General features: G+C 58.1%; 16 protein-coding genes and 2 tRNA genes. 10 read left to right on the top strand and 8 right to left on the bottom strand.

All coding sequences use genetic code 11. The features are described from left to right. Window positions 1-16: 16 nt before the first annotated feature. A complete protein-coding gene (locus ACKXF9_RS11210; protein ID WP_418266229.1) occupies window positions 17-2,032 on the bottom strand; it encodes a TIM-barrel domain-containing protein in 2,016 nt (671 codons plus the stop codon). Between the two features lie 422 nt (window positions 2,033-2,454). Here ACKXF9_RS11210 and ACKXF9_RS11205 point away from each other — a divergent pair, with 422 nt between their 5' ends. The 3 genes from ACKXF9_RS11205 to spoIVA all read left to right on the top strand — a co-directional run bounded on the left by ACKXF9_RS11205 (window position 2,455) and on the right by spoIVA (window position 6,869). After that, window positions 2,455-3,078 carry a sugar transferase gene (locus ACKXF9_RS11205; protein WP_249238628.1) on the top strand — a complete coding sequence of 208 codons (624 nt, stop codon included), beginning with the start codon at window positions 2,455-2,457 and terminating at the stop codon, window positions 3,076-3,078. A gap of 228 nt (window positions 3,079-3,306) precedes the next feature. Continuing rightward, window positions 3,307-4,641 carry an aspartate--tRNA(Asn) ligase gene (gene aspS, locus ACKXF9_RS11200; protein WP_348583579.1) on the top strand — a complete coding sequence of 445 codons (1,335 nt, stop codon included), beginning with the start codon at window positions 3,307-3,309 and terminating at the stop codon, window positions 4,639-4,641. A gap of 737 nt (window positions 4,642-5,378) precedes the next feature. Further along, entirely contained in the window at window positions 5,379-6,869 is a 1,491-nt protein-coding gene (gene spoIVA / locus ACKXF9_RS11195) for a stage IV sporulation protein A (RefSeq protein ID WP_418266228.1), read from the top strand. Between the two features lie 263 nt (window positions 6,870-7,132). Here the strand turns inward: spoIVA and ACKXF9_RS11190 are convergent, their stop codons facing one another. Next, window positions 7,133-7,684, bottom strand: a complete 552-nt coding sequence (locus ACKXF9_RS11190) for a DUF4364 family protein (protein ID WP_316543760.1) — start codon at window positions 7,682-7,684, stop codon at window positions 7,133-7,135. A 50-nt stretch (window positions 7,685-7,734) separates the two neighbouring features. Continuing rightward, window positions 7,735-8,670, bottom strand: coding sequence for a S1 RNA-binding domain-containing protein (locus tag ACKXF9_RS11185; protein ID WP_418266227.1), 936 nt, complete (start codon window positions 8,668-8,670; stop codon window positions 7,735-7,737). Between the two features lie 228 nt (window positions 8,671-8,898). On the opposite strand from ACKXF9_RS11185, the gene ACKXF9_RS11180 reads away from it, so the two are divergent. From ACKXF9_RS11180 to ACKXF9_RS11155, 6 genes are all read left to right on the top strand, one after another. Beyond that, window positions 8,899-9,087: a DUF951 domain-containing protein gene (locus ACKXF9_RS11180; protein ID WP_339394797.1), complete on the top strand. Its 189-nt coding sequence runs from the start codon at window positions 8,899-8,901 to the stop codon at window positions 9,085-9,087. Between the two features lie 123 nt (window positions 9,088-9,210). Then, entirely contained in the window at window positions 9,211-10,302 is a 1,092-nt protein-coding gene (gene prfA, locus ACKXF9_RS11175; protein ID WP_418266226.1) for a peptide chain release factor 1, read from the top strand. 85 nt (window positions 10,303-10,387) lie between these two features. Then, window positions 10,388-11,416 carry an L-threonylcarbamoyladenylate synthase gene (locus ACKXF9_RS11170; protein WP_348583575.1) on the top strand — a complete coding sequence of 343 codons (1,029 nt, stop codon included), beginning with the start codon at window positions 10,388-10,390 and terminating at the stop codon, window positions 11,414-11,416. After that, the gene (coaE, locus tag ACKXF9_RS11165; RefSeq protein WP_418266225.1) at window positions 11,413-12,030 is read left to right on the top strand and encodes a dephospho-CoA kinase; all 618 of its coding nucleotides are present in this window, start codon (window positions 11,413-11,415) and stop codon (window positions 12,028-12,030) included. Before ACKXF9_RS11170 ends, coaE begins: the two co-directional genes overlap by 4 nt. Next, complete coding sequence (locus ACKXF9_RS11160) at window positions 12,027-12,695, top strand: lytic transglycosylase domain-containing protein (RefSeq protein WP_339394800.1); 669 nt, start codon at window positions 12,027-12,029, stop codon at window positions 12,693-12,695. The genes coaE and ACKXF9_RS11160 overlap by 4 nt, the downstream gene beginning before the upstream one ends. Window positions 12,696-12,710: 15 nt before the next feature. Further along, window positions 12,711-14,117 (top strand): aminopeptidase, encoded by a 1,407-nt coding sequence (locus tag ACKXF9_RS11155; RefSeq protein WP_418266224.1) that lies wholly within the window; start codon window positions 12,711-12,713, stop codon window positions 14,115-14,117. Window positions 14,118-14,367: 250 nt separating this feature from the next. Here ACKXF9_RS11155 and ACKXF9_RS11150 read toward each other — a convergent pair whose 3' ends face one another. From ACKXF9_RS11150 to spoIVB, 4 genes are all read right to left on the bottom strand, one after another. Next, window positions 14,368-15,204, bottom strand: a complete 837-nt coding sequence (locus tag ACKXF9_RS11150) for a polysaccharide deacetylase family protein (protein ID WP_418266223.1) — start codon at window positions 15,202-15,204, stop codon at window positions 14,368-14,370. A 183-nt stretch (window positions 15,205-15,387) separates the two neighbouring features. Then, a complete protein-coding gene (gene spo0A, locus ACKXF9_RS11145; RefSeq protein ID WP_418266222.1) occupies window positions 15,388-16,146 on the bottom strand; it encodes a sporulation transcription factor Spo0A in 759 nt (252 codons plus the stop codon). Beyond that, entirely contained in the window at window positions 16,085-16,312 is a 228-nt protein-coding gene (locus ACKXF9_RS11140; protein WP_418266381.1) for a hypothetical protein, read from the bottom strand. The genes spo0A and ACKXF9_RS11140 overlap by 62 nt, the downstream gene beginning before the upstream one ends. Further along, entirely contained in the window at window positions 16,281-17,510 is a 1,230-nt protein-coding gene (spoIVB, locus tag ACKXF9_RS11135; protein ID WP_418266221.1) for a SpoIVB peptidase, read from the bottom strand. Before spoIVB ends, ACKXF9_RS11140 begins: the two co-directional genes overlap by 32 nt. A 152-nt stretch (window positions 17,511-17,662) precedes the next feature. On the opposite strand from spoIVB, the gene ACKXF9_RS11130 reads away from it, so the two are divergent. Next, a tRNA-Leu gene (locus ACKXF9_RS11130) sits at window positions 17,663-17,744 on the top strand. Window positions 17,745-17,905: 161 nt separating this feature from the next. Here the strand turns inward: ACKXF9_RS11130 and ACKXF9_RS11125 are convergent. Further along, window positions 17,906-17,981 (bottom strand) — tRNA-Thr (locus ACKXF9_RS11125). Window positions 17,982-18,099 lie beyond the last annotated feature (118 nt).

Raw genomic sequence — 18,099 nt, 5'->3', positions numbered from 1 at the left:
ACAGGAAAACGGCTTTTCAGTTCGATTCAAGCACCTTCCAGTGCTCCGGTGCGGCAAAATCGCTCGTCTCGCCGTCATCGGTGTACATCCGGCAGCGGGCGCTGCCGCTTTCGTCCGGGCAGGCCCACAGGGTCAGGCTGGTCTCGTCCAGCTGGGCGGTGCAGCTGACGGGTCTTGCCACCGGTACGGCATGGCCCGGACGGATGAACAGCAGGACCTCGTCCAGTGCACAGCGGACATAATGGTGCCCGGCGGGCAGAAGTTCGGTGTCATAGTCGTCCACACTGCGGATGCGGTAGAGCTTCATGGGCTCGGGCAGGTAGACATGGCGTCCGCTGGCGTTCTGGGTGTAGACGGGTGCCACCATCACACCCTCGCCCAGCAGCAGCTGGTCCTGTACCTCACGGGCGTCCGGGTCGGCGGGAAAGTCAAAGCCCAATGGCCGGAAGTAGCTGGTATTTTCCAGTGCCGCCTTCATGAACTCACTATAAAGGTAGGGCAGCAGGGCATACCGCAGCCGGAGCATCTTCCGCAGGGCGGGCAGCATGTCCACAAAACGGTAGTATTCCTGCATCCGGGAACCATCGGTAGAGTGATTGCGCATCAGCGGCGTGAATAGGCCGAACTCCAGCCAGCGCAGGGCCAGATCTGGCGTGGTATCGTAGGAAAAACCGCACAGGTCGGCACCGGTGTACAAAAAGCCGCAGAGCTGCACATTGGGCATCATCTGGATATTGGCCAGAAGCTGTGCCCATGTGGAAGCGTTGTCGCCCAGCCAGATACCGCCGTAGCGGTGGCTGCCGATGAAGCTGGAGCGGCTGTACAGCAAAGTGCGTCTGCCGGGGCGCAGGCTGGTAAAGGCTTCGCCTGCCGCGCGGGTCATATTGCCGCCGTAGAGGTTGTGCACCCTGTCATGGCGCACCCGTTGGCCATCCACATCGTGGTAGAAGCTGGCGTAGTCCGCGGGGGCGTTCATCAGGCCCAGCGCGCCGCCTACCACCTTGCCGAAGAATTCATCCTGCACGATGTTGTCCTTCCGGCTCAGTTCGTCCATGCTCTCAAAGAAAGCCTTGAGCCGCTCCGGCGAATAAAACAGCGCAGGTTCGTTCATATCATTCCAGAAGCCCTCGATGCCACAGTCGGTCAGTGCCTTGTACTGCCGGCCGAACCACTCCCGCACCTCCGGACGCAGGAAGTCCGCAAAGTAAGCCTTGCCGGGCCACACCGCCGCTATGAAGGGGGTGCCGTCGGATTTGGTGCAGAAGTAACCGTTTGCAAGGCCCTCGGCACAGACGGGGTTTGCCGGGTCGATGCGCACACCTGCATCGATGATGGGCACCAGCCGGATGCCCTGTGCCTTCAGTTCGGCGCTCAGGGCGGCAAGGTCCGGGAAGCGCTGTTTGTTTACGGTAAAATCCGCGTAGTCCTGCATATAATCGATGTCCATGCAGATCATATCCAGCGGCAGATCGTTCTCTTTGTACTGACGGGCCACCTCCCGCACGTCCTCAGCGGTTTTGTAGCCAAAGCGGCTCTGTGCCAGACCAAAGGCCCACTTGGGCGGGATATAGCTGCGGCCGATGAGCTGCCGGAACTGGCGGCTGATATCGTTCAGGTCGCCGCCGGTAATGAGGTAAAGCTCATAGTCCGGCTCTTCGGTAGAAAAGCGCAGGGTGTCGTATTCGGTGTAGCCGATATCGTAACGCACTTTGCCCGGGAAATCGATGAACACACCAAAGCATTCACAGCCCGCACCGCCATCAATGAGCAGAAAATTGTGCGCACCATAGTAGGAAAGCTTATCCTCGCTGTGGCGGGCTTCATCGGTGTTGTTGGTAACGTAGTGCCAGCCGCGCTTGTTGATGCCGCGCGGCATTTCGCCCAGACCGTACACGATGGCATCCGGAGCCATCCGGTATTCCCAGCCGCCTTTCTCAGCGGTGAGAAAGGGCACCGGCCCGGCGGAAACGGGAATGTCCTGCACCACACTGTCGGTGGGCAGGGGAGCGCCAAAACGGAAATGCTGGATCATAGGGGAACCTCCTTGTAGTATTCTTGCCCTCTCCGTCACGCCTTTCGGCGTGCCACCTCTCCCAAAGTGAGAGGCCTTGGCAGTACGGTAAACTTTCCGGTTTTGCCAAAGGCCCCATCTCCGAGGGGGCTGTTGAGCGAAAGCGAGACTGAGGGGAGTTGACTTCTCATTTTCTTTATCTTACGTCCTTCTGCCGCACAAAACAAGAGACAAAACCGGCGCTTTTCTGCAATAAAACCGGCAGAATGCAGCCAAATTATCAAAATACCGGCATCTGTTACGGGATACGATTGCAAATGGAGAGGGATGCTGGTATACTGGTAACGCTGTTCCAGGGTGTATCTGAAAACAAAGAAATAGACGATCTTTTCGACTTTTCAGGGACACTTTGGCAGAACAATGGCAAAAAATGGAGGAAGCTCATGTATCGTAATGGTATCAAGCGCCTGCTGGCGATCGTGCTGTCCCTGTGCGGCATGGTCTGCCTGTCATGGCTCTTTCTGATCCTGGCCGTGGCTATCAAGCTGGATTCGCCCGGCCCGGTGTTCTTCAAACAGAAACGTGTGGGCATTGGCAAAAAGCACTTTTACATTTTAAAGTTCCGCACCATGCGCATCGACACGCCCCACGATATGCCCACCCACCTGCTCCACGACCCGGACCAGTACATCACCCGGATGGGCCATTTCCTGCGCAAGACCAGTCTGGATGAACTGCCCCAGCTGTGGAACATCTTTGTGGGGGATATGGCGGTCATCGGCCCGCGGCCTGCGTTGTGGAACCAGTATGATCTGCTGGCCGAGCGCGACAAGTACCATGCCAACGATGTGCGCCCGGGCCTGACCGGCTGGGCACAGATCCATGGCCGCGATGAGCTGGAGATCGCGGAGAAGGCCAAGCTGGACGGCTGGTATGTGGAGCATCTGAGCTTTGGGCTGGATGTGAAATGCTTCTTCGGCACCATTGCGGCTGTGCTCAGGCACGACGGCGTGGTGGAGGGCGGCACGGGCACTCTGCACGAAGAAACAGGCAAAGAGAACCATTAAGAATAGCCGCCGCGTGCCGCAACCCGAATATTTTCAGTGGAAAAATATTTTTTTATTTGCAGTTCTGAAAAATCTGCGGATTTTCCAGAACTGCTTTTTCACAGAAAGGGTCGTGAACGGAAACTGCATTTTGCCTTGCGAACTCGAAATCGCCATATCTCTTGATTTATCCCCGGAAAAGCGTATAATAAAACAGTACACAAGACGTCAAAGGAGGATTCCTGTATTATGGAACGCACCTATATCAACGAGGCTCAAAAGGCCATCGGCGGCACGGTCAAGGTGCAGGGCTTTATCGAGAACCTGCGCAACAGCAAGTATATGGCCTTTATCGTGCTGAAGGATATTACCGGCAAACTGCAGATCACGGTGGAAAAGGAAGATCACCCCGATCTGGTGGATACCATCGATAAGCTCACCCCGGATTCCGTCATCACCGTCACCGGCAAGGTGATGGAGAACGACTACGTCAAGATGGGCGGCGTGGAGATGATCCCCGAGTCCATCGAGATCGAGAGCATTGCTGATGCACTGCCCATCGTCCGCAAGGAGATCGCAGCCACCAAGAAAAAGAAGGCTGTGGAGCGCTCCAGCATCGACCAGCGCATCGACTACCGCTGGATCGACCTGCGCACCGATGAGAACCAGCTGATGTTCAAGGCACAGAGCTGCTTCGTCAACGCCATGCGCAAGTTCCTGCTGGACCGTAACTTCATCGAGATCCACACCCCCAAGCTGATCGCTGCTGCCAGCGAGAGCGGCTCTGAGGTGTTCAAGGTGGATTACTTCGACCGCAATGCCTATCTGGCACAGAGCCCCCAGTTCTATAAGCAGATGGCTATGGCTGCCGGCTTTGAGCGCATCTTCGAGACCGGCCCCGTGTTCCGCGCAGAGAAGAGCTACACCAACAAGCACTCCACCGAGTTCTCCGGCTTCGATCTGGAGTTCAGCTACATCACTTCCTATAAAGACGTGATGAAGATGGAAGAGGAGCTGCTGACTGCCGGTCTGCAGGCCGTCAAGGACAACTACGGCGATCAGATCAAGGAGATGTTCGGTCAGGAAGTCATCGTGCCCACCACCCCGTTCCCGGTGGTCAAGCTGGCAGACCTGTACAAGGGCTTGGAAGAAGAGTTCGGCTATACCGTCGATGAGAGCGAGAAGGGCGACCTGACCACTGAGGCCGAGCGCCTGAGCTATGAGTGGGTGAAGAAGCACTACGGTCACGAGTTCCTCTTCATCACCGATTATTCCGCCGAGAAGCGTGCCTTCTACCACATGCGGGATGAGAACGGTGTGCCCCAGGGCTACGACCTGATCTGGCGTGGTGTTGAGATCACCACCGGTGCCCAGCGTGAGCACCGCTACGAGGTGCTGAAGAAGCAGGCTGAGGAAAAGGGTCTGGCCGAGGATGTCAAGTTCTATCTGGAGTTCTTCCAGTACGGCTGCCCGCCCCACGGCGGTTTCGGTCTGGGCATCGACCGCCTGACCATGCTGCTGTGCGGCCTGACCATCAAGGACGCCGAGTTCCTGTTCCGCGGCCCCAACCGTCTGACCCCGTAATTTCATAGGAACCATACCGAGAGCTGCTGTGCATTTTGCGCGGCAGCTCTCTTTTTGTTGGACGATTTAAAATGGCTCCGCTTCGCTCTGCCATTCTTAGCGGAAAATTATTTTTAGATTTTGGTCTAGCGGAATGCCTGCGGGCATTCTGCTAGACCATTTTCACAGATGGGGCTGTGACGGAAAACGGCTTTTGCATGGCATCAGTATCGATTGCAATAAAGAAGGTGTCCGGCTTTGCCAGAGGAAGTTCAGCCGTCCCCTTGGGAGAAGGGAAAGCATCCTCGCCCTCTCAGTCAAATCCTCTGGATTTGCCAGCTCCCCCGAAAGGGGGAGCTTCTGACGCATCCGCAAGGCTTGCATTTTATCTGGAAACTGCGCCGTTACTGCAAAAAGCTCCCCCTTCGGGGGAGCTGGCGAACGAATGTGAGCCTGAGAGGGTTCAGCATGCTGAAAGCAAACGAAAAAGCCTATTCCACAGCGCCGCGCTTTCGCAGAAAGCGGCGCTGTAAATGCTGTTTCCCTCTACGACCCCATCTGTGAAAAAGCAATTCAGGAAAATCCGCAGATTTTCCTGAATTGCAATTATAAAATAAATTTTCCGCTGAATATGCCCAGAGCAAGGCGGAGGGCATCTAAAATCGTTCCGGCATAATGCCCCGCCCTGTTTCATACGATACAACAAGCGGACCGGAAACCTGTCCGGTGCACAGCGCAAACGGGAAGGGGAGAGCAATTTGGCAAATCAGGAACAGAATGGCATCTGCCGTGAGATCGGCGCACGCACCGGCGGAGATATCTACATTGGGGTGGTGGGCCCGGTGCGCAGCGGCAAATCCACCTTCATCAAGCGTTTCATGGAGCAGCTGGTGCTGCCGGCCATCGGCCCGGCGGCAGCCCGGGAACGTGCCCGGGACGAGCTGCCGCAGTCGGCCGCGGGCCGTACCATCATGACCACCGAGCCGAAATTCATCCCGGAAACGGCCGTGCCCCTGCAATTGGAGGGCGGCGGCGAGTGCAGGGTGCGGCTCATCGACTGCGTGGGCTACATGGTGGAGGGGGCCATGGGACACGAGGAAAACGACAGGCCCCGCATGGTCAAGAGCCCATGGTTCGACCACGAGGTCCCCTTCGATCTTGCCGCCGAGACGGGCACCCGCAAGGTGATCTGTGAACATTCCACCATCGGCATCGTGGTCACCACCGACGGTTCGGTGAGCGACATCCCGCGGGAGGGCTATGCCAGAACCGAGAAGCGCATCGTGGAAGAACTGGATGCGCTGGGCAAGCCCTACATCATCCTGCTCAACAGCACTCACCCGGAAGCCCCGGAGACGAAGCAGCTGGCCGAGGGCATGGCCCGGGACTACGACCACACTGTTCTGCCGGTAAGCTGCGTGGATCTGGACGCGGAGGCACTTGGCAGCATCCTGCGGCAGGTCCTGTACGAATTTCCGGTGAGGGAGCTGGATTTTGCCCTGCCGCGCTGGGTCACGATGCTGGAAAACGGCCACTGGCTGCAGACGCAGGTGTATGAAGCCGCCATGCAGCTGGCAGAGAAGGTCTCCCGCATGAAGGATGTACCCTCCGGAACAAACGCACCTGCGCTGGAATGTGACGCGGTGCAGCGGTCGTCCATCAGCGGCATCGACCTTGCGGCCGGCAGCGTGCGCATCACGGTGGAGCTAAAACCGGAGATTTTTTATCAGGTGCTGAGCGAGCAGACCGGCCTTGCCATTGGTGATGAAGCGGGCCTGATGCCCTGCATCATGGAGCTGGCGCGGGCGAAGCGTGAGTACGAGAAGGTGCGCAGTGCCCTTGAGCAGGTGGAAGCCACCGGCTACGGCATTGTGATGCCTTCGGTCAGCGAGCTGAAGCTGGAACAGCCCCAGATCGTGCGGCAGGGGGCAAGCTATGGGGTCCGTCTGGAAGCCTGCGCGCCATCCATCCAGATGCTGAAGGCGACTATCCACACCGAACTCAGCCCCATCGTGGGCACCGAAAAGCAGAGCGAGGAGCTTGCCCGCAGCCTGCTGGCCGGTTTTGAGGACGACCCGGAGAAACTGTGGGAATCCAACATCTTTGGCAAGAGCCTGCACGAGCTGGTGAACGAGGGCCTGCAGAGCAAGCTGCTGCATATGCCGCAGGAGGCCCGCATCCGGCTGCAGGAAACGCTGGAACGGGTCATCAATGAGGGCTGTACCGGGCTCATCTGCATCCTGATTTGATTTTGTAGTTTGAATGGCCTCCGTTTCACTCTGGCCATGCTCAGCGGAATTATTTTTATATTCAAAAACCGGAAAAGTCTGCGGACTTTTCCGGTTTTTGGCTTTCACAGTAAAGGTCGTAAGGAAAAATGCAGTTTGAAATTTGGGTACTTCTCGTGAAAAAAGCGGTTTGGAGGTGTCCGCAGACACTTCCAAACCGCAAATAAAATCATGAAATTTCCGCTGTTTATGGCTAAAGCGTGCGCGGCGGCCATTCCAAATCGTTACTTCTCTTCTTCGGTCAGCTTGTTGATCAGCATCTGATAGATCTCGTTGCCCTTGAGGATGAACTGCTTTTTGATCAGGTCAGCCGAAAGGCGGTCGGGAGCCCCCAGCTCCAGACAGAACAGCTCTGCATCCAGCCCCTTCACGGTGCAGCGCACGGTGCAGTGACCGTCTGCCTTTTCGGTGATGCTGGCGCTGTACTTGGCCTCCTTGCGGGCCCAGGTCTGGCAGCGCAGCACAGCGGCCACAGCGCGTTCCCGCACACTGCGGGGCAGGTCGTAGGCAAGCTCCTGCGCGACCTTGCGGCCCTTATCGGTAATGGTGTAGCTGCCCTTTGTCAGGGTGACGAGCTGCTGCTTGGTGATATCGTCCAGACACGAGCCGATCTCAAAATAATTCACCAGAGCTTCTTCCATCAGGGCGTTTTCAATCTCCTGCCGGGCAATGGGTCCGGCATTTTTGACCAGATAGCACAGCAGCAGCCGGATCTCGGTGCTGCTGGTCAGCCCGCCGGGACGTACACCGGCGGTAAAAGCATCATTAGCGGCCATCGTTCCATACATCCCCCTTGCATTCCTTTCCTTTTATAGTATAAAGGGTTTCACGCCGGATTGCAAGCCGCAGCGGCAAAATCTGTCTCGATCCGCTTCGGGCTTTCCGGTGTGGAGTAGACCCACCGGTCAAGACGGCCCTCGGTGATGAAGTATTTCAGCTCGAACCGGTGGCGCTGGTTCAGGGAATGGTTCACGATCACCAGCTTGATCTTCATCTTTTCCGGCAGGATGTTCTTGATGTAGACGCTGACAGCCTGCCCGGGGGTCAGGTCGGCACAGCTCTCCGCAAGGCCGGCCAGATTGGGTGCGATCTCGATGAAGGTGCCGTATTCCTCCACGCTGCGCACGATGCCCACCACGGTCTCGCCCACGGTGAACCCGGCGGCGTTTTCCTCCCAGGTGCCCAGCAGCTCCCGGATGGTCAGCACAAAGCGGCCCTGCAGGTCCCGGCTCTTGATGGCGCATAGGATCTGCTGCCCCACGCTCACCCGGTCGGCAGGGGAGGAGATGCGGCTCACCGACATGCAGTCGATGGGCAGCAGGGCGCTGATGCCGCAGCCTACGTCACAAAAGGCACCAAAAGGTTCAATGTGGGTCACCGTGCAGGGCAGGATATCGCCGGGCTGCAGGGCGTCCAGATAGTCGGCCTTGCACATCCGCTGTGCCTCAGCACGGGAAAGCCGGTACACCGGCTGTCCGGTCTCGTCGGTGTCCAGCGACTCAATGACAAAGCAGGTGGGACGGCCTACCCGGGTCAGTACGGCAATGTCCCGCACGGTGCCGTTCTCGGCGCCGTCGGCGCACTGGGCAAAGGGCATCACGGCCTTCACTCCGCCCAGCTCAAACCGCAGCTGACGCTGGGTGTCAAAGGCCAGAGCGGTGGATTGCAGGATCTCGCGGCTGGCCATGGCGGCGCGCAGCTCGGCGGCGGTCATGCGGGCAGCAGAACGGTAGCTGCCTTCGGTACGATATGCATGCATCATCTTTCATTCCTCTTTCTGTTGTTTTTGGGAGCCGGACAGGTGCCGTCTGGGAAAGCCAGCTCCATTTCATTAAAACTTATGCATCTGCTATTGCGGATATTTGCATTTTATGTGGCTTTGCATTATACTATATTTGTATGCGCTGTGCCCGGCACACCGGGGGCGCACACACGCGCCGCCTGCCCACAGACGACTGAAAAAGGCAGGCAGAAGGGAGAAGCCAAGGTTATGGACATTGCTGTAGGCGATACCATCCTCACCCGCAAAAAGCACCCCTGCGGTGCGCAGAGCTTTGAAGTGCTGCGCGTCGGCATGGATTTCAAGATCCGGTGCACTGGCTGCGGGCATGAGGTGATGCTGCCGCGTGCTAAAATTGAAAAGAACATCAAAAAGGTGATAAAGCCCGGGCAGGTCTAGCGTCCGGCACAGCTCGCATGGGAAACGTATGCCTTTGCATGTGCGGGTCTGAGACGTGCCCTGCCGGGGCGTCCTGCTGCGCTGCAGATGCAGATTTGAGTTGTTAGGAGAACTGCCGGAATTATGCCGAACATGTTTACCCAAATGGATGCTGTCTGCCATCGCTTTGAGGAGCTTTCCGTTCGCCTGAACCAGCCGGATGCCGCTGCCGACCCTGCGCTGTTCCGCAAGCTGATGCGGGAGTATCACGACGCAGAGCCTGTTGTGCAGGCCTACCGGGAGTGGCAGACTGCACAGGATCATCTGGAACAGGCAAAAGCCCTGCTGGAAGAGTCTGGTGCTCTTGACTCGGACTTTAAACAGATGATACAGCAGGAAATCAGCGAAAAAAGTCAAGATGTGGAAAAACTGGAAAATAATCTCAAAATTATGCTGCTGCCCAAAGATGTGAACGATGGCAAAAATGTCATTGTGGAGATCCGCAGCGGCGCAGGCGGCGAGGAAGCGGCCCTGTTTGCCCACAGTCTGCTGCGCATGTACACCATGTATGTGCAAAGCAGGGGATGGAAGCTGGAAATGCTCAACCTGAACGAGACCGAGCTTGGCGGCGTGAAGGAAGCCATCTTCTCGGTGGATGGTGCCGGGGCCTACAACCGCCTCAAGTACGAGAGCGGTGTGCACCGGGTGCAGCGCGTGCCGGAGACCGAGACCCAGGGCCGCATCCACACCTCCACCGCCACGGTGGCCGTTATGCCGCAGGCCGAGGAAGTGGACTTTGCACTGGATCTGAAAGACCTGCGCATCGACACCTTCCGTTCCTCCGGCGCGGGCGGTCAGCACATCAACAAAACCTCCAGTGCCATCCGTGTGACACATATCCCCACCGGCACGGTGGTAGAATGCCAGAACGAGCGCAGCCAGTTCCAAAACAAGGATAAGGCACTGGAGATCCTGCGCAGCCGCCTGCTGGCACAGAAACAGAAACAGCAGCAGGACGCCATCAATTCGGAGCGGCAGGGGCAGGTGGGCACCGGTGACCGCAGCGAGAAGATCCGTACCTATAACTTTCCGCAGGACCGCTGCACCGACCACCGCATCGGCCTGACCGTGCACAATCTGGATAAGATCATGGACGGCAATCTGGACGATGTGATCGATGCGCTTGCCACCCGGGAACAGACCGAAAAGCTGCAGAAGCTCAACGAACAGCACTGAAATACAATTTCAAAATAATACGTTGTACTGCTGAAATATGCTGAAAAGCAAAAACACTTTACAGATAGAAAGAACGATGATCCGTATGGAATTTAAGACTGAAGTTTTATCCGCTGCAGAAGAAAAAAGCATTGAAAAAGCGGCCGCCCTGCTGCAGAAAGGCGAGCTGGTGGCGCTGCCCACCGAGACGGTTTACGGCATTGCCGCCGATGCACGCAACGGCGAGGCGGTCAAAAAGATCTTTGTGGCGAAGGGACGTCCGCAGGACAATCCCCTCATCGTCCATGTCACCGGCCCGGAAATGCTGCCCGGCCTTGTCAGCGAGGTGCCGGAGCGCGCCCAGCTGCTGATGGCGGCGTTCTGCCCCGGCCCGCTCACCATCATCATGCCCCGCGGCCCGGAGGTGGCAGCGGAGTGCTGTGCAGGTCTGGACACCGTGGGCATCCGGATGCCCAGCCACCCGGTGGCCCGTGCAGTCATTGAAAAGAGCGGCTGCGCCTTTGCCGCCCCCAGCGCCAATCTTTCCGGCAAGCCCAGCCCCACCAACGCGCAGGATGTGTTCACCGATATGGACGGCCGCCTGCCGCTGATTTTGGACGGCGGCGAGTGCGATGTGGGCGTGGAAAGCACCGTGGTGTCGGTGGTAGGCGAAAAGCCCACCCTGTTCCGCCCGGGCCACATCACGCTGGAAGACCTCGAGCGTGCCCTCGGTGAAGAGGTGGAGGTGTCCAAGGCCATCCTCGAAAAGCTGCCGGAGGGTGCTGTGGTGCGCAGCCCCGGCATGAAGTACAAGCACTATGCGCCCAAGGCAGATGTGACCCTGCTGGACGGCACCTTTGAGCAGTTCAAGGCATATGTGGACGCCCACGCTGACCAGAATCCCAGCTGCCTGTGCTTCACCGGCGAGGCAGAAAAGCTGGGTGTGCCCTGCGTGGAATATGGCCGCGAGGGGGACGGTGCCGATCAGGCAAAGCACATCTTCCGCTCTCTGCGTGCGCTGGATGAGCAGGGGGATGCGGTGGTCTACGCCCGCTGCCCCAGAAAAGACGGCCTTTCCATGGCGGTGTACAACCGCCTGATCCGCGCTGCGGCTTTCCGGGTGATCGAGTTATGATCTGTTTGGGAATCACCGGCCGCAGCGGCTGCGGAAAATCTACGGTCACGGCGGTGTTTTCGGCCCACGGCGTGCCGCTGGCCGACGCCGACCAAATCAGCCGCGAAATTTTGCTGCCCGGCTCGCCGCTGCTGCCAAAGCTGGCGCAGCGGTTTGGCGCGGACATTTTAAAACAGGACGGCACATTGGACCGCCGCCTGCTGGCCGACCGCGCTTTTGCCACCCCTGAGGGCAAAGCAGCGCTGGACAGCCTGACCCATCCGGAGATCGTCCGCCGCATCCGTGGGGCAAAGCAGGCGGCGCTGGATGGCGGAGCACCGCTGTTCGTGCTGGATGGTGCGGTCATCGTGGGGACTGCGGCACAGGCCGAGTGCGACCGCCTGTGCGTGGTCACGGCACCTTTTGAGACCAGTGTGGCCCGCATCGTGGCCCGGGACGGCATTTCGGCCGAAATGGCTGCCCGCCGCCTGAACGCACAGACGCCGGAAACCGTGCTCACCGCACAGGCAGACTACGTTCTGCGCAACGACGCAGACCTTGCACACCTGCAGGCTGCGGCTGAGGAGCTGTGTGGGAAGCTTCTGGCAGAAGGAGGTGCGGGAAAAGAGCTTTGAACGAACGATATAACGAACAAGATCCTGCACCGCAGTACGACCCGGAGGCGGCCCGCATTCGCCGCGCTCTCCGCGCCCAGAAGGCACGCCGCCGCAAAAAAATGCGCAGCCGCAGGCTGTTCCTGCTGGGCATGGCGCTGATCCTGCTGTTTGTGCTGGTGCCCAACTTGTGGGGCAGGGCAGAACGGCTTTTATACCCCCGCAAGTACGAAGCGCTGGTGGAGCAGTGGGCCGACACCTACGACCTTGACCCGCTTCTGGTGGATGCCTTCATCCGCACCGAAAGCGGCTTTGACCCGCAGGCCACCTCCACTGTGGATGCCCGGGGCCTGATGCAGATGACCGAGGAGACCTTTATCTGGCTGCGCAGCAAGATCGCACCGGACGAAGGCCTGCTCTTTGCAAATCTCTATGACCCGGAGACCAGCATCCGGTTCGGATGCTATTACCTGCACCTGTGCATGGAGCGCTACAACGGCGATGTTGCCACTGCTGCTGCCGCTTACCACAGCGGGTGGGGCACGGTGGATGCTCTTTTGCAGATGGAAGAGCACTCCGCAGACGGCGAGACCCTGCAGGGCTTCCCTTACAGCCAGATGAATCACTACGTAAAAAAGATCACTTTCTGCTATGCGGAATATCAGCGCATCTATGCAGGAAGCTGAGAGGAGATAAGAAAAATGAGCGAAAAACTTACCGCAAAGCAGGCTGCCGAACAGCTGCTTTATAAGCCGGAGTATGCTGCCGACAAGAGCACCGGCGTCAAGAAGGAAGCCGCAGCCTTTGCCGAGGGCTACAAGGCGTTTCTGAACGCCGCCAAAACCGAGCGCGAAGCGGCTGCCGTCAGCGAAAAAATGCTGCTGGAAGCCGGCTATGAGAAGTTCGAGCCGAAAAAGACCTATGCCCCCGGCCAGAAGATCTACTTTGTGCAGGAGCACAAGGCGGTGGTGGCCGCTACCATCGGCCAGAGATCTTTTGAGGAGGGTTTCCGGCTGGTCATTGCCCACATCGACAGCCCCCGGCTGGACCTGCGCCCGAATCCGCTGTACGAGGCCGACCATTTCAGTTATTTCAAGACCCACTACTACGGCGGCATCCGCAAGTATCAGTGGGGCACCATGCCGCTGGCCATCCACGGCGTGTTCACCCGTGCAGACGGTTCCAGCGTTTCGGTGTGCGTGGGTGAGGATGAGAGCGACCCCGTGTTCTGCATCACCGACCTGCTGCCCCATCTGGGTGCCGAGCAGAACGACCGCAAGCTCAGCGAGGGCATCAAGGCGGAAGAGCTGAACGTCCTCATCGGCTCCGATGCCGTGGAGGATGCCGACATCAAGGAAGCCGTCAAGCTCAACACCCTGATGCTGCTGCACGAAAAGTACGGCATCACCGAGCGGGATTTCACCCGTGCCGAGATCGAGGTGGTGCCCGCCTACAAGGCCCGGGACGTGGGCTTTGACCGCGCCATGGTGGGCGGCTACGGCCACGATGACCGGGTGGACGCCTATCCCGCACTGATGGCAGAGATCGAGACCAAAGACCCGGTGCACACCACTGTCTGCGTGCTGACCGATAAGGAAGAGATCGGCTCCGACGGCGTCACCGGCATGCAGAGCATGTATGTGTTCCACTTCATGCAGCTGCTGTGCCGCGCTGCCGGTCAGGACGATATCCTTGCTTTCCGCAACAGCGTCTGCCTGTCTGCGGACGTGACCGCTGCCTACGACCCGTCCTGGGCAGGTGCCTTTGAAAAGCAGAACGGCACCTACGCCGGCCGCGGCGTGGCATTCTTCAAGTATACCGGCAGCCGCGGCAAGAGCTCTGCCAGCGATGCCAACGCCGAGCTGGTAGGGGACATCACCCGCCTGCTGGACGCCAACGATGTGGCGTGGCAGATCGGTGAACTGGGCCGTCTGGATCTTGGCGGCGGCGGCACCATTGCCAAGTATGTGGCAAACCGGGGTATTCCTGTGCTGGACATCGGTGTGCCGGTGCTGTCCATGCACTCGCCCTTCGAGGTCATCCACAAGACCGACCTGTACATGGCCTACCGTACCTTCTCGCTGTTCTGCCAGAACGCGGACGAGTGATTTGAAAATGGCTCCGCGTGCGCTCTGCTATTCTTAGCGGAAAATCGTTTTAACTTGCAAAAAGGGAAGCGTCTGCGGACGCTTCCCTTTTGCTTTTTCACGAAGGAGCCGCAGAGAAAAAATGCAGCTATTCCGGTTGGCCCCTATTCGTGAAAGAGTGTTTGTCGCGGCCCGCAGGCCGCGACAAACACAAATAAAAATATTTTTCCTCTGAATATGGCCAGAGTGAAACGGAGGCCATTAAAATTGTTTACCCAATCGGCAGCGCTTCGGCCACCGTCAAAAACGCAAAACCCTGATCCGCATACCACCGGATGATGTCGGGCAGCGCCTCGGCGGTGGTGCGGGTGGTGGCGGAATCGTGCATCAGAACGATGCAGTTCGTCTGCTGCCCGGTCTCCCGCACCACATTGCGGTAAATGGTGTCCGCGCTTGGATGCCCGCCTACGGCGTCCTCGGCGCAGACGTTCCAGTCCACCCACTGCCAGCCCTTCTGCTCTACTTCGGCTTTCAACTGCTTCATCAGGCCTTTCCCGCCGTAGCGTCGGCTCACTGTGTTGGTGCTGCCGCCGGGGAACCGCAGATACCGGATGCTTTCTGCGTCCACATAGGGAGCAATGCGCTCCTTCAGCAGTACAATGTCCGCCCAGTAGGCTTCGCTGCTGCGGTAGATATCGCTGTACTCGTGGGAAGCAGAGTGCAGTGCGATCTGATGTCCGGCACTGACCGCTTCGGTGAGCAAGGGCAAATACTTTTCGTTGTGGCCGGTAGCCACCACAAAAAAGGTGGCGTGCACCCCTGCGGCGTTCAGGGCATTGAGCACATCCGGCGTGGTCTTGCTGGGGCCGTCATCAAAGGTCAGGCAGACCCACTTTTCCGGAAGAACAGGGGCAGCGGGCTCTGCCTGCACCGGAACAGAGATGGCAGGGGAGAGCACCGAGGTGTCCGGTACCGGGGTCAGATCCTGCGCCTGACATCCGGTGACAACCGGCGGCGCAGCAGATACAAACCCCATGATAAGGGCAAACAACATCATCGCCGCAACTCTGGCCCGCCTGCGCCGGGCAAGGTATTCTGATCGTTTCAAGGGCAAAACCTCCTTTGCCTGCATGGCTTGCTCTTATCAGAATATGAACGACGGTGGATTCTATGAAAGACAGGAACCCAAAGAAAAAGCCGGTGCGTGCAGCATCGGCTTTTAAGCAGGAAGATTATGGAACAACTTGTATCAATAAAAACGGTGGAACGCTGAATTGTGCGGGAACGACACTTACCCCACCCGCTGCCGTTTATCCAGCCGCATCTTATCGGCTATCATCGCGATGAACTCGCTGTTGGTGGGTTTTCCGCGCAGGTTATGGATGGTGTAGCCGAAGTAGCTGTTGAGGGTGTCCACGTCTCCCCGGTCCCATGCCACCTCGATGGCGTGGCGGATGGCGCGCTCCACCCGGCTGGCGGTGGTGCCGTTTTTCTTGGCGATTTCCGGGTAGAGGCGCTTGGTCACAGCGTTGATGTACTCCGGCTCGTTCATGGTGAGCAGGATGGCATCCCGCAGGAACTGGTAGCCCTTGATATGGGCAGGCACGCCGATCTGGTGCAGGATCTCGGTCACGGTCAGTTCATCGCTGTCCACGCTGGTGTGCAGGATGCGGTTTTCCGTCCCGAGCGCAACCTTGAGGACCCGGGCGGCAAGCACGGTCTCATCAAAGGGCTTTACAAAATAGTAGGAGAAGCCCTCATCCAGCAGTTCCTGAACCATTTCCTCGCTCTGGAAAGCGCCTGTCACGAAGAAGGAAGTGTGCCGTTCCCCGGCGGCATTGTAGCGCTGCTTGACTGCAAGGGCATCCAGTCCGGGCATAAAGGCGTCCAGCAGCACTACCTGCGGACGCACAGCCAGCATTTTCTGCAGCACCTTGTTGCCGTCCTTTTCCACGACGGTCACATCCACACCCTTCTGCTCCAGTGCCTCACGGCAGGCGGCCGTAATTTGTGCACCAGTGTCTGACATCAAAAATCTCACTTTGTCCATGGTTGTTTCCTCCAATGTGTGCAGTTCCCTTAACACCATGGATTTTACCATAATTTTCCAGAACTTTCAACGGTTTATATTGGTAAATTTTGGCAAAGAAAATCGAAACGCGCAAATTTTTTTGCAAATCAGCTTTATGGCTGCGCGTCATCGTCTGTTTTTTCAATGGAATGCACCTGTTTCAGCATGGTCTGCGCAAAAATGCCGTAGCCGCGTGTCGGGTCATTTACCAGTACGTGGGTCACGGCACCCACCAGCCTGCCGTTCTGCAGGATGGGGCTTCCGCTCATGCCCTGCACGATGCCGCCGGTCTTTGCCAGAAGCCTCCGGTCCGTCACATGCAGGATCATGTTGCGGTGCGGGTCGGCATCGTTTACCTTTTCAATGCGGATCTGGTAATGCTGGGGCGCTTCTCCGTCCACTGTGGTCCAGATCTCTGCATCGCCGGGCACGATCTCCTGCGCAAAAGCGATCTCTGCTTCCGGGCCGGAAAATACAGTGCGTGTCCGGCCATAGACCCCGGTCTCGCCGTTGATGCAGATACTGCCCAGCGCATGGGTGCTCAGAAAGCGGCCCTTCAGCTCACCCGGGCTGCCTACGGTGCCGCCGGTACACCCCACGATCTGGCAGGGGACGATCTCGCCGCTGCGCAGCGCAACGCTTTCGCCGGTATCACTGTCGCTGATGGGATGCCCCAGACCGGCAAACACCCCGGCATCGTTGTCCACAAAGGTCATGGTGCCTACGCCTGCGGAGGAATCACGCACCCACATCCCGGCGCGCCACTGCCCGGCGGTGTTGTCCCATGCGGGCGTGAGCTGAGTCTGGAACTGTTCACCCTCGCGGATATAGATCAGCCGCACCGGGGCGCCTGCTGCGGCTTCCAGTGCATCGTGCACCGCATCGTTGGTCTCGGTCAGAACGCCGTCCATACGCACCACGCGGTCACCCAGCCGGAGCCCGGCTTTCTTGGCGGGGTTTATGGTGCCTTCGGCCGTGTTCAGATCGGAAAAGCCCACGATGAGTGCGCCCTCTGAGAACATTTTGACTCCGAAAGGTGTGCCGCAGACTGTGACAGCAGGCCGGGTCTCCACAAGGGCGCGCACGGTTTTGATGGGCAGCCAGCCGCCCAGCGACAAAGTGACCTGATAGCTGCCCACAGCCTGCGTGCTGGCGGCATTGCGGGAGCCGGTGCTGCGCAGAGGCTCGATGAAGGAAAAGCGGGGCAGGGAAAGGGACTGCCCGGGCTCCAGCAGGATCTCAGAGGGCAGACTGTGCCAGAGCCATCCCAGCGCGGCCAGAATGGCAACCAGAAGATAAGCTGCCGCAATGCGGAAAAAGCGGCGGAGTTTTGCTCTGCGCATGGGGACCCCCTTCCGGCGTCGCAGAATGATACGACTGTCCGGCGATAGTATGCGCGGGAGCAGGTGAAAATATCAGTGCAGTGATTGACTTTTGTGCATGGAACTGATACTATATTAGAGCAGTTTCTTTAAAGTTGCACAAATACACATTTGCGGGTATGGTGGAATTGGCAGACGCGCAGGATTTAGGTTCCTGTGCCGCAAGGCGTGTGGGTTCGACCCCCACTACCCGCACTAAAAAGCACGCTGATACGTTTGTATTTGCGTGCTTTTTCTTTGCGCCATTTTGCAGGCAGCGCTGGGTTTTGTACTGTGTTTTTTTTTTTGAAAACACCAAAATATAAACAAAAAATCCTACGGACATTGCGATTTTCAACGCAAATCCGTAGGATTCTTGGAGCTACTGACCTGATTCGAACAGGCGACCTGCTCATTACGAGTGAGCTGCTCTACCAGCTGAGCCACAGTAGCACACAGGCCTGATAACGGAAAACATTTTATCATACTTCCGGAATACTGTCAAGGCCGGATTTTTGCGCCTGCAATGGTGCGAAAGATGCATTTGATAAAATAAAACTGCCCTTCGAGA

It is taken from the genome of Faecalibacterium sp. 9, assembly GCF_048320955.1.
GTDB lineage: Bacteria > Bacillota > Clostridia > Oscillospirales > Ruminococcaceae > Faecalibacterium > Faecalibacterium wellingii.
The sequence above is the reverse complement of the archived record's forward strand: the minus strand, read 5'-3'. Positions and strand labels throughout refer to the sequence as shown.

Bases quoted from the DNA above. Each gene is read 5' to 3' on its own strand.
- coaE (WP_418266225.1), top strand. From the start codon at position 11,413: ATGATCTGTTTGGGAATCACCGGCCGCAGCGGCTGCGGAAAATCTACG.
- ACKXF9_RS11210 (WP_418266229.1), bottom strand. From the start codon at position 2,032: ATGATCCAGCATTTCCGTTTTGGCGCTCCCCTGCCCACCGACAGTGTG.
- ACKXF9_RS11190 (WP_316543760.1), bottom strand. From the start codon at position 7,684: ATGGCCGCTAATGATGCTTTTACCGCCGGTGTACGTCCCGGCGGGCTG.
- ACKXF9_RS11205 (WP_249238628.1), top strand. From the start codon at position 2,455: ATGTATCGTAATGGTATCAAGCGCCTGCTGGCGATCGTGCTGTCCCTG.
- spo0A (WP_418266222.1), bottom strand. From the start codon at position 16,146: ATGGACAAAGTGAGATTTTTGATGTCAGACACTGGTGCACAAATTACG.
- ACKXF9_RS11155 (WP_418266224.1), top strand. From the start codon at position 12,711: ATGAGCGAAAAACTTACCGCAAAGCAGGCTGCCGAACAGCTGCTTTAT.
- ACKXF9_RS11170 (WP_348583575.1), top strand. From the start codon at position 10,388: ATGGAATTTAAGACTGAAGTTTTATCCGCTGCAGAAGAAAAAAGCATT.
- spoIVB (WP_418266221.1), bottom strand. From the start codon at position 17,510: ATGCGCAGAGCAAAACTCCGCCGCTTTTTCCGCATTGCGGCAGCTTAT.
- ACKXF9_RS11180 (WP_339394797.1), top strand. From the start codon at position 8,899: ATGGACATTGCTGTAGGCGATACCATCCTCACCCGCAAAAAGCACCCC.
- ACKXF9_RS11185 (WP_418266227.1), bottom strand. From the start codon at position 8,670: ATGATGCATGCATATCGTACCGAAGGCAGCTACCGTTCTGCTGCCCGC.
- aspS (WP_348583579.1), top strand. From the start codon at position 3,307: ATGGAACGCACCTATATCAACGAGGCTCAAAAGGCCATCGGCGGCACG.
- prfA (WP_418266226.1), top strand. From the start codon at position 9,211: ATGCCGAACATGTTTACCCAAATGGATGCTGTCTGCCATCGCTTTGAG.